Here is a 15,752-nt window from a genome sequence, read left to right on the forward strand (position 1 = left end):
ATTATACCATATAATTAATGATTTTAGTAAAGTTTTTGTAACAAATTTTAATAAAGCTACTTAGAAATGTTGAGTTAATATATACTTTAGTGGTATAATTAAAAAGAAATTTCGATGGGGAGGGATTAAGTTTGAATAGAAAAATAGTAGCGATAGCTACAGCAATGGTTATTGCAACATCAAGCATGGGCTTTACAGTAAATGCGAGTCCTTATGATGAGCAAATAAATCAAAAGGCAAACGAATATAAAAGTGCTCAAGAAAAATTAGATGCAGTAAATGCTGAAATTCAAAAACTAGATAATGATATATCAACTTTAATGGTAGAAATAGAAGAAACTAATAATAAAATAACAAAAACAGAGGGAGAAATAAAAACTACATCTGAGAATGTTGTTAAAACAGAAAAAGACATGAAGGATGAAGAGGATTTATTTAGACAAAGAATGAGATCTATGTATATGAATGGTATGGACACATATGTAGAAGTTATTCTTAACTCAGATGGATTTTCAGAATTAGTTTCTAGACTTGAGAATATAAAACAAATCATAAGCTATGATAAACAACTTATGACAGAATTGACAACTAAAAAGACATCATTAGAAGAACAAAAGAACAAATTAGAATCTAAAAAGCAAGAGCTTCAAAGTTTAAAATCAGATAATGATTCAAGAATGGCTAAATTAGAAAGTGAAAAAGGAAACTATAAAGCTAAATCTGCAGCAGCAGATAAAGAAAAAGAAAAGTTATCAGCTGAATTAGATGGCTTAAAATCATCTAAGGCTTCATATGAAGCAGAACAAGCAGCAGCTGCAGCAGCACAAGAAAGACCATCAAGAGGCGATGATTATACTAGTGGTAGTGGATCATCTTCATCTAACGGTTCAAGCAATGGCGGTGGATCTAATAATACAATAACACCTCCAGCAGCAAGTGCAACAGGACAAGCAATTGTAGATTATGCTTATCAATTTATAGGAATTCCATATGTTTGGGGTGGAACTACTCCAGCAGGATTTGATTGTTCTGGATTTACACAATACGTTTATAGACAATTTGGATATGATATAACAAGAACAACATACACTCAAATAGGACAAGGTGTACCTGTAAGTAGAGGTCAATTAGCACCAGGAGATTTAGTATTCTTTGGTGGTGGACCTGATCATGTTGGTATATATGTTGGTGGTAACAGCTATATACACTCACCACAATCAGGTGAATCTATAAAAGTATCTCCATTAACTAGATCAGATTTTATAGGTGGAAGAAGAATAATATATTAATTTTTATATTAAATAAGTCATTGATTTCAATGGCTTATTTTATTTTTTAACTACATCTATAGTATATAGTTTACTACATAAAATATGTCAAGAAGGTTAAAAAATTATTACAAATCATGTAACAAAATTGTTAACAAAAAAAAAGCAAACAATTTAAAGATTGTTTGCTTTTTCTTTATATATATTATAATGTTTCCGCTTTTAATGTGTTTAAACAATTTTTACAGATATTTTTTGATTTATAGTTTATAACATCTCTAGCATCGCCACAGAATATGCAAGCAGGCTCATATTTTTTTAATATTATTTGCTCTCCGTCAACATATATTTCTAAAGCGTCTTTTTCACCTATATTTAAAGTTCTTCTTAACTCCACAGGTATAACTATTCTTCCTAATTCATCTACTCTTCTTACTACTCCAGTTGATTTCATATTATATATTCCTCCCACCATAAAATATTCGACAAAAAAACTGATTTTACTTTAATTTTATGTATATTTAGCAAAAATTTATCGACAATATATTATTATTAAGTTACAAAATTTCTACTAACTTCCATCTATAGTTAATATACTACCTTATTGAATAAATGTCAATATAATATTTGAAACTCTAATACATATATTTACAATACTGATAACCCTATATAAATAGCCAGTTATCAATAAAAAAACACTGTTTTACACATGAAATATAATAAAAAAATAGAAAAAAATATAAAAAAAAAATAATTGTAAGTACTTGTATATTATAAAACAAAATGTCGAAAAATAATTTAAAATGAAAATTAAGAAAAATTAGAAAAAAATAATATGGAATTTATTATAAAAAATATAAAGTAATATAATAGACTATGGATAAAATAATGTAATATTACAAAACTATAATAGTATTTAATATATATATGTAAAGAAATGATAAAAAAATATAACTTGAAAAAAATGTAATAAATTGAGATTAGAAAAAATATACAGAATTATTATATTTGACGTATAATCTTTTAATAGTATATATATCAACAAATTTATACAATAATAATTAAAATGAAATTCATTTATTTCCACAAATATATAACAAGTTATCAACAGGCAATATGTGAATAATGTGGATAAGTCTATTTAGTTATCAACATGCAAAATAGCAATATTTCATAAATGGCTTATATAAAAGGAAGTTTATCAACATATTTTGTTAGTAAATTGTTTATTAAAGTGGATAACTTAGTTAAAATAGAATTAGTGATACGTAAAAAAAATTAATATGAAATATTTTATTTCCTAAAATTCTTTTTGTAGTAAATTGTAACAATATAAATGTAAAAAAAGATATTATATTCCATTAAATACATATTATAATGGTTAAAAATAATTTGTAATAAGTTTAATTATAACTTATAATATGATTAATGTGAAAATTATGTACTTAAGAAAAAATAAACACATCCTAATTAAGATAATATGGATATATTCTATAATATAAATTCTAAATTAAGTCATTTTATTATAAGATATGAGGTGATAAATTGAATAAAGAACTAGATAATGAAAAAAGTAAAGCTGAAGTTGATATAAAAATTATAGATGAGGTTTTGAAAAAAATTTCAAAACTTGCAGAAGAAGTATCAGATAAAAATATAATATTATATGAAGAGTTACCACAGTATGATTTATTCTTGTCCCAAGTAAAAGATTATTTAAATGATAAATTTGATGATGACAACTTTACAAATAATATTTTACAAAATTATATTAAGAGTGAAGTAATATCAAAGCCGGAAGATGGAAAAAAAAGAGGCTATACTAAATTGCATATAGTTCAACTAGTTTTATTGAGCTATATGAGACCTATTTTAAGTACAGAAGAAATAAGAAAAGTATTTAGACTTGCATTTAACGAAATTAATAATAGAGAAGATGATATATTATCATGGGAAGATACTTATAAAGTGTTTTCTGATATGCAAAAGGACAGTTTAAGTAACTTATTAATCAATGAAAAAATTGATGATAAAATTAAAATATCATCATACTTTAAAGATCAGGAATTTAAAGAAGACGAATATGAAAGGATAATCATCTTTTTAGTTGTTATGACATTGGTTGCAGAAGCAAGCTCTATAAAAAAATTAATAAGAAGAATAGTAAATGAGTATACAGATTAAAAAGTAAATAAAATTTAGAAGTTAATAAAATTTAGAAGTTAATAAAAAATACACTCTAATTCTTAAATTAGAGTGTATTTGTCATTAACAACTTCCGGTAGGCAATGAGTTTGAGATAACATTAAATGTTTCACCAAAAAATGTTTTTTTATATACTATTTTACAATCATCAAATATATATGATTCATCTTTATTAACTATAAATTTAACACCATTAATATTTTCAGATATATCATCTTCATTTTGTTCATCCAGAACAGCACCAAGTGTAGGGCCGCCTCAACCAAAACCTTTAATCATTAGTCTAAAAGATTTATTATCTTCAATTTTGTTTAATAGAGCATTTTTAGTTTTTTCATCAAATGATATATTCATAAAAAACCTCCTATAAATTTATTCTTTAGTAATTATTTATTTCAATATTAATATATTTAAAATAAATAAAATTTGTATTAATATTATTTCATATAAATTAAAAATAATATTATAAAGTTCTTGGAAATTTGTTTTTTAAAATTATACCATATTATAATCTATATATCCATATATATTAATATAATAATTAACATGAATTTTATGGAAAAAATCTGAAAATGTATTGACAATAAAGGAGACTTTATATAATATAAATATAAGATAAAATTTGATATGTTTTAATTATCCTTTTAAGGTTGATCCAGAGAGGTCAGAAAGGGAAGAATATTAGTATAGGTATATAAGTGTAGCTATAAGTATAGCTATAGTTATATGGTTGTAATTAAAAATGCTTTCCTTTAAGGAAAGCATTTTTTTTATTATCAAATAACCTTTAAATTAACCCCGTGAGGTAAAAAGGAGATGTCGTTTATGTTAAAAGGAAGAAATTTAATAGAACCAATGGATTTTACATTAGAAGAATTAGAAGAAATATTTTTACTAGCAGATAAAATTATAGAAGAACCTTCAAAATACTCAAAAATCTGTGATGGAAAGCTACTAGCAACATTATTTTATGAACCTAGCACAAGAACAAGGTTTAGTTTTGAGGCAGCTATGTTAAGACTTGGTGGAAATATAATAGGATTTTCAGAAGCCAACTCAAGTTCAGTTGCAAAAGGTGAAAGTCTATCAGATACAATAAGAACAGTTTCATGTTATGCAGATATAGCTGTAATTAGACATCCTAAAGAAGGATCAGCATTAGTTGCTAAAGAAAGTACAGATATGCCTATCGTAAATGCAGGTGACGGAGGTCATCAGCATCCAACACAAACACTTACAGATCTTTTAACTATAAGAAGAACAAAGGAGAAATTATCTAACATGACAATAGGTTGTTGTGGAGATTTAAAGTTTGGAAGAACTGTACACTCACTTATAAAAGCATTATCAAGATATGAAGGAAATAAATTCATATTAATATCACCAGAAGAATTAAAGGTACCAGAATATATTATAAGAATGTTAAAAGAAAAGAACATAGAGTTTAAACAAGTAGAAAGAATGGAAGAAGTTATAGGAGAGTTAGATATTCTTTATATGACAAGAGTTCAAAAAGAAAGATTCTTTAATGAAGAAGATTATATAAGATTAAAAGACTCTTATATATTAGATAACGAAAAAATGAGCAAAGGTAGAAAAGATATGATTGTTCTTCACCCACTACCAAGAGTTAATGAAATTGCATATGAAGTAGATAGTGATGAAAGAGCTATATATTTTAAACAAGCTAAGTATGGCATGTTTGTTAGAATGGCTCTTATATGTAAACTTTTAGGATTAGCTTAGTTAAAGGAGTGGTTTAAATGTTAACTATAAATAGTATAAAAGAAGGATTAGTTATAGATCATATCAAAGCAGGAAAAGGAATAAAAATATTTAATTATCTAGGTCTTGATAAAGCAGAGTATAGAGTTGCATTAATAATGAATGCTGATAGTAAAAAACTTGGGAAGAAAGATATTATAAAAATAGAAAATGTAATAGAACTTGATTATGCAGTTTTAGGTCTTATAGATAGGGATATTACAATAGATATAATTAAGGAAGAAAAAATATCAGAGAAGATAGATTTACAGTTGCCTGAAAAGGTTGAAAATGTTATTAAGTGCAAAAATCCAAGGTGTATAACATCTGTAGAAAAGGATTTAAAACATGTCCACTATTTAGTTGATGAAAAAACAGAAGAATATAGATGTAAATACTGTGACGAAATAGTAGAAGTTAAGGATATAACTTCACTATAGAGGGGGTGTAAGTTTATGGAATTATTAATAAAGAGTGCAAATGTAGTGGATTGGTGTGGAAGTTACTTTGGAGATGTTTATATAAATGATGGGATTATATCAGAAGTTGGAAAAAATCTAAACAAAGATTGCAAAACAATAGATGCTAAGGGGTTAACCCTTATGCCATCTTTTGTAGATTTACATGTTCATTTTAGAGATCCTGGATTCACCTATAAAGAAGATATAGAATCAGGTTCTAAGGCAGCCGTAAGGGGTGGATTCACAATGGTAAACCTTATGGCTAATACAAATCCTGTATGTAGCTCAATGGATGTTGTAAATTATGTAAGAGAAAAGGCTAGTAAAGTGGGATTAGTAGATGTTCATCAGGTTTTATCTATAACAAGAAATTTTGATGGAAAAGAGATAAGTCATTTAGAGGATATAGATAATTCCATAAAAATTATATCAGAAGACGGAAAAGATGTAATGGATGGAAATGCAATGTTAGAGGCAATGAAATTATCAAAACAGAAAGATTTAATTGTTATGTGTCACTGTGAGGAACATAGTTTATCTAAATATGATATGAGAATAGCAGAAAATATAATGACACTTAGGAATCTAGAATTTGCTAAGATCACAGGTTGTAAAATTCATATAGCACATGTAAGTACAATTGAAGCTATGAGATATATAATTAGATATAAAAATGAGGGTGTTAAGGTTACCTGTGAAGTTGCACCACATCATTTATTTTTAAATGATAGTGTAAAATACAGAGTTAATCCACCTATAAGAAAAGAAGAAGATGTACTATTTTTAATAGAAGCAATAAAAAAAGGATATGTTGATGTAATTGCTACAGATCATGCTCCCCACACAGAAGAGGATAAAGAAAATGGTGCACCAGGAATATCAGGAATAGAAACTGCATTTAGTCTTTGTTACACCAAATTAGTAAAGGAAAATGGACTAAGTTTAAGTAAACTTAGTGAAATTATGAGTAAAAATCCTAGTGAAATATTAGATGTAAAAAAAGGAACTATAGAAATTGGATATGATGGAGATTTAGTATTAGTAGATTTAAATAAAAAGTATGAAATAAATGTAGATGAATTTAAATCTAAAGGTAAAAATACACCTTTAAATGGACAACATGTTTATGGAAAGGTTGTAAAAACTATAAAGGGTGGAAAAGAAGTATATTCAAGTTCAAAATATAATATTTAATGCAAATGAGAGGGAAAAATTATGATTATAGATAAATTATTTAAAATTGTAGAAGAAAAAGGACATGTATGTGTAGGATTAGATACAGATTTAAGATATATACCACAAAGTTTTTTAAATAAATATTCATCACTTTCAGAGGGAATATTTGAATTTAATAAGGAAATAATAGATGCTACTTTTGATGTAGCAGCATGTTATAAACCACAGATAGCATATTATGAAGCTTTTGGTGTAATAGGACTTATTGCATACAAAAACACTATAGAATACATAAGAAAAAAAGGCGGTATAGTTATAGGGGATATAAAAAGAGGAGATATTTCAAAAACAGCAGAAATGTATGCAATGGCACATTTAGAAGGTGAATTTGAAGTAGACTTTGTAACACTTAACCCATATATGGGACTTGATAGTATAAAGCCATATCTACCATATATAAAAAATAAAGAAAAGGGAGCTTTTGTACTTGTAAGAACATCTAATGAAGGGGCAAAAGACATACAGTATATAGAAACTAATGAAAATGAAAAAGTTTATATGAAGGTAGGAAAAATGATTCAAGAGTTGGGAGAAGAATGCATTGGTGCATGTGGATATAGTTCTATAGGTGGAGTTGTTGGATGCACTCACGTAGAAGAAGGAATTGAACTTAGAAAAAGCTTAAATAAAACATTCTTTTTAATACCAGGATATGGCGCACAAGGGGGTACTGCAAAGGATGTTGCATTATATTTAACTAATGGAAATGGCGGAGTGGTAAATTCATCTAGGGGAATAATGCTTGCATATAAAAAGTTTGAAGATGGAGAAGAAAACTTTAGTAAATATGCTAGACAGGAAACTATAAGAATGAGGGATGAAATATTAAATGCTATTAAAGAATTAGAAAAGTAATTAAAAAGGCAAATATTCTAGCATAGAAAAGGGTTGGTAAAGATGAGTACTAAAAAGGAATACACTATAAATAAAGTTTTAAGCAACAAAAAGATTTGTGAGGGAATATATAAGTTAGAAGTAGAAGGAAATTTTAGCGCAAATCCAGGACAATTTTATATGTTAAGGTCCTGGACAAATGAACCAATACTAGGTAGACCCATAAGTATACACAATATTAATGAAGAAGGAACAATAATAGAATTTTTATATGCAGTAGTAGGACAAGGAACAGAGCTATTAAAAAATATTAAAGAAAATGATGAGATAAATCTTATGGGACCATTAGGAAATGGATTTGATATAAGCGAAGCAAATAAAGGAAAAGTTGCAATATTAGCTGGTGGTATAGGAATTGCACCAATGAATTACCTAGCAAAATCTTTAGATAATGAAAATATAGATATATTTGTAGGATTTAGAGACGAAATTTATGGATTAAAAGATTTAGATAAAGAAGTAAAAAGTATTAATATAGCCACAGAAAGTGGAAGTGTAGGACATAAAGGATATATTACTGATATATTTAATCCTAAAGATTATGACTTAGTTTTATGTTGTGGACCAGAAGTTATGATGCATAAAGCTATAAAAATGTGTAGAGATTCTAACACAAAAATTTATGTGTCTGAAGAGAAAAAAATGGCTTGTGGAATAGGAGCATGTTTAGTGTGTACATGTAAAACAAAAAAAGGTAATAAAAGAACATGTAAAGATGGGCCAGTATTTTTAGGTGATGACATAGAACTTTAGAAAAAGCACTTAAATTGATAATCAAGGAGTTGAAAATATGCTAGGTGTTAATATATGTGGAGTAGAACTTAAAAATCCAGTAATAGCAGCGTCAGGTACGTTTGGATTTGGACAAGAATATAGGGAATTATGGGATGTTTCCAAACTAGGAGGAATTAGTTCTAAGGGGCTAACTATAAATCCTAAGGATGGAAATGATGGAATTAGAATGATAGAAACAGCATCTGGAATGTTAAATAGTGTTGGTCTTCAAAATCCAGGTGTTGATAATTTTATAAATATAGAATTAAAAAAAATGAAGGAATTGAATACCACAATTATTGCAAACTTGGGTGGAGCAACTATAGAGGACTATATTAAAGGAATAGAGAAATTAAACAATACAGATGTTGATTTAATAGAACTTAACATATCTTGTCCTAATGTAAAACAAGGTGGAATGGCATTAGGAATAAAATCTGAGGTTGCCTATGATGCAGTTAGGAAGGTTAAGAGTGTATGCAAAAAACCACTTATAGTAAAGCTATCACCAAATGCAGAGGATATAAAAGATATGGCAATTAAGTGTGTAGAAGCAGGTGCAGATGCATTGTCACTTGTAAACACTTTTAAGGGAATGGCTATTGATATATATAATATGAAACCTGTGTTTAATAATGTATACGCAGGATTATCAGGACCAGCAATAAAACCTATAGCGTTAAGAATGGTTAATGAAGTTAGTAAAGTTACTGATGTACCAATAATAGGACTTGGTGGCATAAGAACTTGGCAAGATGCAATTGAATTTATAATGGCTGGTGCAACAGCAATTCAAATTGGAACAGCAAATTTTATAAAACCAGATATCTGTTTAGACATAATAAATGGAATAGAAAAATTTTTAGAAGATAGAAATATAAAAAATATAAAAGATATAACAGGAATCATATAGCATTTAAAAATAAATTATTATAAAAGTTTTAGTTAAAATTTAATAATAGAACGTAGGAAGGCGGAGAATTTAATATGGAAAACATGGTTATAAATACATTAAAAGAGGTAGGCGCACTTTTAGAAGGTCATTTTTTATTATCATCAGGAAGACATAGCAATAGATATTGTCAATGTGCAAGATTGCTTCAACATCCGGATAAAGCAGAAAAAGTTTTAAGTGTAGTAGTGGATAAAATAAAGGATTTAGATTTTGATATAGTAGTTGGACCTGCAATGGGAGGCGTTATTGTTGCATATGAGGTAGCAAGACAACTTGGAAAACCAGGAATATTTACAGAAAGAAAAGATGGAGAGATGACTTTATCTAGATTCGAAATAGAAAAAGGAACTAAGGTTATAATATCAGAAGATGTTGTAACTACAGGAAAATCAACAATGGAAGTTTGTAGATTGTTAGAGACATTAGGTGCAGAAGTTGTTGGGGTGTGCTGTATAGTAGATAGAAGAGGCGAAGTATCTGAATTAACATTGCCTTTATATAGTGCTATAAAATTAGAAGTAGAGAGCTATGATACAGAAGAATGTCCACTATGCAAAGAAAATATACCATATGTTAAGCCGGGAAGCAGAAATATAAAATAAGGTTAATAAGTTTAAAAATGGTAAACATAAAAAACAAGCTTTTAAACAAGGGCTTGTTTTTTTACTTTTAAATTTATATATCAAATTTAAGAAATATATTATAGACTAATAAAACAATTGTTATGAAATTATTGTTTAAAATAAAAATAATTATAATATTTTAAAAATATTATAATTATTTTTAACTTTATAACTTTTTAATTTAAAAAAATTTTTTATATGCTAAAATTATAATAAGAATAAAAAACTAAGTTATAAATGAAAATTAAATATTAATATGTATATTTATAATTATATTAAACGATTTTAAAAAGGAAAAATTATAGAGGGTGAAAGCAGAAGATGGAATTTTTAAGTGGAAGTGAAAAAATTGTTCAATTAAGAAAAAAGTATATGATTAGACAACAAAATTTAGCAACTAAAAATTTAACTAGAGGATATATAGGACTTTTAGAAAATGGTAAGAGACATATTACTGAAGAAGCAGCAAAAATTTTAACAGAACAGTTTAAAAATATTCTAAGTCAAAGAGGTTATGAATTAGAAATAGATGATGGATATTTTTTACGATCAAAAGAAGAGGAAGCTGAAAAGTACTGTAAAGCCAAATTAGAAGAAAGACTTAGCTATAAGGAGTTAGAACAATTATTAGAAATATCCAACCAATATAGGTTGAATAATATAAAATTAAATGTATATATGAGAATAGGAGATAAAAATTATGAAGAAAGTGATTATATAGGTGCTTTTGAAAATTACTTTTATTCATTTGATATTTTAAGAAATTTTGTTTTTAAAAAAGATAATCTTTATATTTATAAAAAACTAGGGTTATGTAAGTATAATTTATTTAATTATAGTGAGGCAATAGTATATTTTAATAAGGCAAAGATTGCAGCAGAAGAATTTAATGATAAGAATGAAGTAAAGGAAAATATATTAAATTTGGCTTTATGCTATGAAAAAAATTCAAATATGGAAAAAGCTTTAGAATTAATCAAAAAATTTGGGGATATGGCTTTTGAGGAAGAAAAGAGAGAAGAATATGTTTATGCTAAACAATTTGAGGCTAAATGTTATAAAAAGATAGGAAAAGTATGTGAAGCAGTAGAAATATACAATTCTATGGAATCCTTAGAAATGAGTTATGAGGTAAGAGCGGAAATATATAATGATTTAGCTGATATATATATTGTCAGTGGGGATATTAAAGAAGCATTAGATTTTTATAATAAATCACAGCATATAAGAATGAGTCATGATAGAAAAAACTTATCGCATACACTAATTGAAAAAGCTTCAATATATGTGCTTAAAGAACTTTATGATGAAGCATTAATGATTATAGAACTAGGAATTGAAAAAGCAAAAGAAAATAATGATTATAGCTTTATATTAAAAGGATATAAAAGAGAAAAAGAAATTTATGAAAAAATGAAAATGCCTGAAAAAGTAGAAAAGAAATTAATTGAAATAATTAAATTAACAAACAGTAATGAATATAAGGATGAACAAATTAAAGCATATATAGAATTGGCTGATTTATATTTAAAAGAAAAGAGATATACTGAATTAGTGCATTGTCATGAAAATATTAAAAATATATTATAAGAATTAAAGGGAAATTTAATACATAAATAATCATAAACTTAGTTAAAACTTAATATTATATATCATCTACAAGGATAAAAGAATTTTAAGCGTAAAGGGAGAGAAGACGATGTTAAATACAGATATTCCAAAGGTGATATATGATAATCAAGGTAATGAATTAAAAGTTGCAAAGTATTCAAAAATATTTTTTAAAAATAAAAATGAATATGGATATGTTTTTCACGTAGAAAAAGCAGAAAAAATAACTACAGTAAGTGAATTTGAGCTTAAATTTAAAAATGGAAAATACTTTATCAATAGAGATATTTTTTTAGAAGTAACCGTTGTTTTATAAAATTTTCACTCTTACTTTTTAACTGGGTTCAACATGATAATAGAATAAAATATGAGTTTAATAATATCACTTGATAAAAATGCTATTTAAGCTTTGAACTTGTATTCCTATAGTAAAGGCAAATTAGAAGATACTAGTATTATTCTAATTTGCTATTTTTTATGTTAAATAAAATTAGAAAAAGTGTATAGACTATATGATAGTACAGAAATTAAGGAGGTTTTAAATATGAAAAGAAAAAGCCAAAAATTTTTAGCAGGAATATTAGCAGCAACATTATTAACAATGCCATTAGTTGGTTGTGGAGGTAACAATACAAACGATAATACAAAAAACAACACAACAAACAATACAACAAATAATAGTAAAAACAATGCAAATAATAGTGCAACAAACAATACACCAGGTGAAGCTCAAAAAGGTGATGAATTAGAAAGATCTAAATCATTAGCAGATAAATTAGCTAAAGTAGATGGTATAAAAGAAGTTTCAGTAGTAGTTCATGATAATACTGCAGTAGTTGGGGTTAAATACAATGATGGTGCAGATAAAGCAAAAGTAAAATCTGATATAGATAAAATGGTAAAGGATACAGATAGTAAAGTAACTACAGTTAAGATATCAGATGATGAAACCATAACAGGAAAAATTAAAAAAATGTATGATGATTTAGTAAGTGGAGAAACCTGGGAAAATTTAAAAGAAGGATATGATAATTTCTTAAATGATATAAAAATGTAATACATATAAAAACTCTACAATTTTTTTATTGTAGAGTTTTTTATTTTTAAATTAATATAGTTGTATAAATTTAACTTATTAAAGCAGTTCCAATAAATAATAAAGAGGAATATATAGATAGTAAGTAGTATTTTAAGGAGGAAAATGTATGGATGCTTTAATAAGGACTATAATAATATTAGCTATTGTTGTTGCATTGGGAATAATATTAGCTATTTTAGAGAAAAAGAAAATTACTAGTAGTGACAAAGTATTAAGTTATAGCTATAAAATATTGGAGATGCTAGAAAACTCAGGAGTAGCAGATGAAAAAACAAAAGAAATATTAAGAATGATTATGAATTGTGTTAAATATGTAGAAGATAATTTTAAAGCAATTCCTAACACAGTAAAAGAAGATACTGCATTAAATTTAGTAAATGAAAAAATGGAAAATATGAATTTGAGGGAAAAGCTAACTGACGAGGAAATTAGAACATTAGTTAGATTATCTGCAGTAATGCTTGGAAACACAGAAAGAAAAGAAGAAATTAATGAAGAAAAACAACAATGAAAATAGCAAAAGAACACTTTTAAAGTGTTCTTTTATTATTTTAGTATTATTTTTTTGAAACAAGAAGACAAATGCTTTGAGATGAAATGCCTTCACCGTTTCCAGTAAATCCAAGACCTTCTTCAGTAGTTGCCTTAATATTTATTTGGCTTTTATTAATATTAAGTGCTTTGCATATATTTGTTATCATGTCATTAATATAAGGTGCCATTTTAGGTTTTTGAGCTATTATTGTAGCATCTATATTACCAATAGCATAATTATTTAAATCTAATAAAGTCTTAACATGTTCTAATAGTTTTATGCTAGAAATACCTTTGTATTTATCATCTGTATCAGGAAAATGCTTTCCTATATCACCTAATGCAGCAGCTCCAATTAAACTATCCATTATAGCATGAATAAGGACATCAGCATCAGAATGACCTAAAAGCCCTCTTTCATAAGGAATATGTACTCCTCCTAAAATTAAATCTCTATTTTCAACTAATTTATGGACATCATAACCTAATCCAACTCTCATTTTTTCCTCCTAAAGTTAAATATTTTAATAATACATAATTACTTAGTATTTTAATATTAAGTAAATTTATACTTAACGTTTTTTATATAAATTTTTACTAAAAAAAAGTACACATAAGTGTACTATAAAGGATGTCTATAATTATATGCTTCAATTTTAACTTTTTCAACAATATCAGTGTCAGTACGTGTATTCTCTTTAAAAGATGATTTTATTTTATGGAAAAATACTATTAGTTTATTTCTTTTCTTTATTCTTTTTTTTGATTTAAAATTAACATAAATTACATTACTAGTCATAAAATCGCCCCCAATGCTTTTAGATTTATGTTAGCAAAGTACTGTAGCGTGTATACTTGTAAAGAAAGTATAGCATAAGAAAAATAAAAAGTGAATATTCAAAAAATTTAATTATTTATAAATATTATTATGTAATTGTTAAGTTTCTATACAATAAAATTAAAAAAGTTATCAACAATTTATCAACATAACTGTTAATAATGTTAATAACTCAATAAAAAACATTAAATAAATGTTTTTTTTAGCAAAATAATTAATAAATTCAGTAGATATAAACAAAATAACAACATATTCTATGTGTATAATGTTGATAATGGCTAATTTAAAATTTAAAAAATTATAAATTAATAGGAGAATATATAAGTATAAAATATGAATTATAAACAAAAAGTTAAAAAACAGAAAGATTAAAAAACAATCTCTCTGTTTTCAACATCAAATTAACAAGTTATAAACAAGCTATATGTTGATAATGTGGATAACTTTACTTTATTATAGAGGCCTCCTCTGTTTTTACTGAACTTTCTACTAAAGAGTTTATTTCATATATCTCTTTTTCAGTTAAATATCTCCATTTACCTAAAGGCAAATTCTCAAGTGTAACATTCATAATCCTTATTCGTTCTAACTTTTTAACTTCATAATCAAAAAATTGACACATACGTCTAATTTGTCTGTTTAAACCTTGGGTTAAAATTATTCTAAAAACAAACTTGCTTTCTTTTTTCACAAAACATTTTTTAGTTACTGTATCTAGAATTGGAACTCCATTTGACATTTTAGAGATAAATTCATTAGTTATTGGTTTATCAACAGTAACTAGATATTCTTTTTCATGATTATTTCCAGCCCTAAGAATTTTATTTACTATATCACCATCATTAGTTAGAAATATTAAACCCTGTGATGGTTTATCAAGTCTTCCGATATGAAAAATTCTTTCAGGATAATTTATAAAATCAACAATATTACCTTTTATACTTTGATCAGTAGTACAGGTTATTCCAACGGGTTTATTTAATGCGATATAAACTTTGTTAGATTTAGGTTTTACAATGTTATTTTTTACTTTTACGATATCATTTACTGCAACTTTTGATCCAACCTCAGCTTTAACCCCGTTTACAAAAACAAGTCCTTGGTCAATTAATCGATCAGCCTCTCTTCTTGAGCAAAATCCACTTTCACTTATATATTTGTTTAATCTTAATGTTTTAAATGAATTGTTTTCCATAAGCACCTTCCTTAAAATATTTTATTCACTGTCAATTTAAAAATCTATATTAAAACTTATCATGAAAGTTTTTCATTAAAACATGAATAACTTAAAATTTAGACATAAAATCCTATATATATTATATACAAAACATTACATTTAAAAATATAAAATGAAAATAATAAATTAATATATAAAATAATTATATATTAATGTATAATTTATAGATAAATAAGTATATGGATTTTGCTATTATATTCGATTATTTTAATGAAGGTAAAAATCATATAGAAATATTTTAAGAGTCAAAATA

17 protein-coding genes are annotated in these 15,752 nt (G+C 26.0%); 13 read left to right on the plus strand and 4 right to left on the minus strand.

What is annotated here, in order from left to right; translation table 11 throughout:
* Nucleotides 1-131: 131 nt before the first annotated feature.
* On the plus strand, nt 132-1,289 hold the full coding sequence (locus AC07E4_RS00170) for a C40 family peptidase (RefSeq protein WP_478215457.1): 1,158 nt from the start codon (nt 132-134) through the stop codon (nt 1,287-1,289).
* 184 nt (nt 1,290-1,473) lie between these two features.
* Here AC07E4_RS00170 and AC07E4_RS00175 read toward each other — a convergent pair whose 3' ends face one another.
* Nucleotides 1,474-1,722: an AbrB/MazE/SpoVT family DNA-binding domain-containing protein gene (locus tag AC07E4_RS00175; protein WP_034438399.1), complete on the minus strand. Its 249-nt coding sequence runs from the start codon at nt 1,720-1,722 to the stop codon at nt 1,474-1,476.
* Nucleotides 1,723-2,858: 1,136 nt separating this feature from the next.
* On the opposite strand from AC07E4_RS00175, the gene AC07E4_RS00180 reads away from it, so the two are divergent.
* From AC07E4_RS00180 to AC07E4_RS00235, 12 genes are all read left to right on the plus strand, one after another.
* Entirely contained in the window at nt 2,859-3,452 is a 594-nt protein-coding gene (locus AC07E4_RS00180; RefSeq protein WP_034438472.1) for a DUF1836 domain-containing protein, read from the plus strand.
* Nucleotides 3,453-4,298: 846 nt separating this feature from the next.
* On the plus strand, nt 4,299-5,219 hold the full coding sequence (pyrB, locus tag AC07E4_RS00185) for an aspartate carbamoyltransferase (RefSeq protein WP_034438397.1): 921 nt from the start codon (nt 4,299-4,301) through the stop codon (nt 5,217-5,219).
* Nucleotides 5,220-5,236: 17 nt separating this feature from the next.
* On the plus strand, nt 5,237-5,677 hold the full coding sequence (locus tag AC07E4_RS00190; protein WP_478215458.1) for an aspartate carbamoyltransferase regulatory subunit: 441 nt from the start codon (nt 5,237-5,239) through the stop codon (nt 5,675-5,677).
* A gap of 15 nt (nt 5,678-5,692) precedes the next feature.
* Nucleotides 5,693-6,892, plus strand: coding sequence for a dihydroorotase (locus AC07E4_RS00195; RefSeq protein WP_478215459.1), 1,200 nt, complete (start codon nt 5,693-5,695; stop codon nt 6,890-6,892).
* A 21-nt stretch (nt 6,893-6,913) separates the two neighbouring features.
* Nucleotides 6,914-7,789, plus strand: a complete 876-nt coding sequence (gene pyrF / locus AC07E4_RS00200; RefSeq protein WP_430830529.1) for an orotidine-5'-phosphate decarboxylase — start codon at nt 6,914-6,916, stop codon at nt 7,787-7,789.
* A 42-nt stretch (nt 7,790-7,831) separates the two neighbouring features.
* Nucleotides 7,832-8,581 (plus strand): dihydroorotate dehydrogenase electron transfer subunit, encoded by a 750-nt coding sequence (locus tag AC07E4_RS00205; protein WP_478215460.1) that lies wholly within the window; start codon nt 7,832-7,834, stop codon nt 8,579-8,581.
* Nucleotides 8,582-8,618: 37 nt separating this feature from the next.
* The gene (locus tag AC07E4_RS00210) at nt 8,619-9,515 is read left to right on the plus strand and encodes a dihydroorotate dehydrogenase (RefSeq protein ID WP_478215461.1); all 897 of its coding nucleotides are present in this window, start codon (nt 8,619-8,621) and stop codon (nt 9,513-9,515) included.
* Nucleotides 9,516-9,589: 74 nt separating this feature from the next.
* Nucleotides 9,590-10,159 carry an orotate phosphoribosyltransferase gene (gene pyrE, locus AC07E4_RS00215; protein ID WP_478215462.1) on the plus strand — a complete coding sequence of 190 codons (570 nt, stop codon included), beginning with the start codon at nt 9,590-9,592 and terminating at the stop codon, nt 10,157-10,159.
* A 342-nt stretch (nt 10,160-10,501) separates the two neighbouring features.
* The gene (locus AC07E4_RS00220; protein ID WP_478215463.1) at nt 10,502-11,770 is read left to right on the plus strand and encodes a hypothetical protein; all 1,269 of its coding nucleotides are present in this window, start codon (nt 10,502-10,504) and stop codon (nt 11,768-11,770) included.
* A gap of 109 nt (nt 11,771-11,879) precedes the next feature.
* A complete protein-coding gene (locus AC07E4_RS00225; protein ID WP_034438377.1) occupies nt 11,880-12,107 on the plus strand; it encodes a hypothetical protein in 228 nt (75 codons plus the stop codon).
* A 228-nt stretch (nt 12,108-12,335) separates the two neighbouring features.
* The gene (locus AC07E4_RS00230) at nt 12,336-12,848 is read left to right on the plus strand and encodes a YhcN/YlaJ family sporulation lipoprotein (protein WP_034438375.1); all 513 of its coding nucleotides are present in this window, start codon (nt 12,336-12,338) and stop codon (nt 12,846-12,848) included.
* Nucleotides 12,849-12,996: 148 nt separating this feature from the next.
* Nucleotides 12,997-13,401 (plus strand): protein-tyrosine phosphatase family protein, encoded by a 405-nt coding sequence (locus AC07E4_RS00235; RefSeq protein WP_034438374.1) that lies wholly within the window; start codon nt 12,997-12,999, stop codon nt 13,399-13,401.
* Between the two features lie 46 nt (nt 13,402-13,447).
* On the opposite strand, the gene ispF is transcribed toward AC07E4_RS00235, so the two are convergent.
* The 3 genes from ispF to rluF form a co-directional block, all read right to left on the minus strand.
* Nucleotides 13,448-13,924, minus strand: coding sequence for a 2-C-methyl-D-erythritol 2,4-cyclodiphosphate synthase (gene ispF / locus AC07E4_RS00240; RefSeq protein ID WP_430830536.1), 477 nt, complete (start codon nt 13,922-13,924; stop codon nt 13,448-13,450).
* Between the two features lie 122 nt (nt 13,925-14,046).
* Nucleotides 14,047-14,223: a hypothetical protein gene (locus AC07E4_RS00245; protein ID WP_430830537.1), complete on the minus strand. Its 177-nt coding sequence runs from the start codon at nt 14,221-14,223 to the stop codon at nt 14,047-14,049.
* Nucleotides 14,224-14,707: 484 nt separating this feature from the next.
* Entirely contained in the window at nt 14,708-15,457 is a 750-nt protein-coding gene (rluF, locus tag AC07E4_RS00250; RefSeq protein ID WP_430830538.1) for a 23S rRNA pseudouridine(2604) synthase RluF, read from the minus strand.
* Nucleotides 15,458-15,752 lie beyond the last annotated feature (295 nt).

The sequence above is a fragment of the Clostridium amazonense genome (genome assembly GCF_056431285.1).

Bases quoted from the DNA above. Each gene is read 5' to 3' on its own strand.
- AC07E4_RS00175 (WP_034438399.1), bottom strand. From the start codon at position 1,722: ATGAAATCAACTGGAGTAGTAAGAAGAGTAGATGAATTAGGAAGAATA.
- AC07E4_RS00225 (WP_034438377.1), top strand. From the start codon at position 11,880: ATGTTAAATACAGATATTCCAAAGGTGATATATGATAATCAAGGTAAT.
- pyrB (WP_034438397.1), top strand. From the start codon at position 4,299: ATGTTAAAAGGAAGAAATTTAATAGAACCAATGGATTTTACATTAGAA.
- AC07E4_RS00210 (WP_478215461.1), top strand. From the start codon at position 8,619: ATGCTAGGTGTTAATATATGTGGAGTAGAACTTAAAAATCCAGTAATA.
- AC07E4_RS00190 (WP_478215458.1), top strand. From the start codon at position 5,237: ATGTTAACTATAAATAGTATAAAAGAAGGATTAGTTATAGATCATATC.
- AC07E4_RS00245 (WP_430830537.1), bottom strand. From the start codon at position 14,223: ATGACTAGTAATGTAATTTATGTTAATTTTAAATCAAAAAAAAGAATA.
- pyrF (WP_430830529.1), top strand. From the start codon at position 6,914: ATGATTATAGATAAATTATTTAAAATTGTAGAAGAAAAAGGACATGTA.
- AC07E4_RS00205 (WP_478215460.1), top strand. From the start codon at position 7,832: ATGAGTACTAAAAAGGAATACACTATAAATAAAGTTTTAAGCAACAAA.
- AC07E4_RS00235 (WP_034438374.1), top strand. From the start codon at position 12,997: ATGGATGCTTTAATAAGGACTATAATAATATTAGCTATTGTTGTTGCA.
- pyrE (WP_478215462.1), top strand. From the start codon at position 9,590: ATGGAAAACATGGTTATAAATACATTAAAAGAGGTAGGCGCACTTTTA.
- ispF (WP_430830536.1), bottom strand. From the start codon at position 13,924: ATGAGAGTTGGATTAGGTTATGATGTCCATAAATTAGTTGAAAATAGA.
- rluF (WP_430830538.1), bottom strand. From the start codon at position 15,457: ATGGAAAACAATTCATTTAAAACATTAAGATTAAACAAATATATAAGT.
- AC07E4_RS00220 (WP_478215463.1), top strand. From the start codon at position 10,502: ATGGAATTTTTAAGTGGAAGTGAAAAAATTGTTCAATTAAGAAAAAAG.
- AC07E4_RS00230 (WP_034438375.1), top strand. From the start codon at position 12,336: ATGAAAAGAAAAAGCCAAAAATTTTTAGCAGGAATATTAGCAGCAACA.
- AC07E4_RS00195 (WP_478215459.1), top strand. From the start codon at position 5,693: ATGGAATTATTAATAAAGAGTGCAAATGTAGTGGATTGGTGTGGAAGT.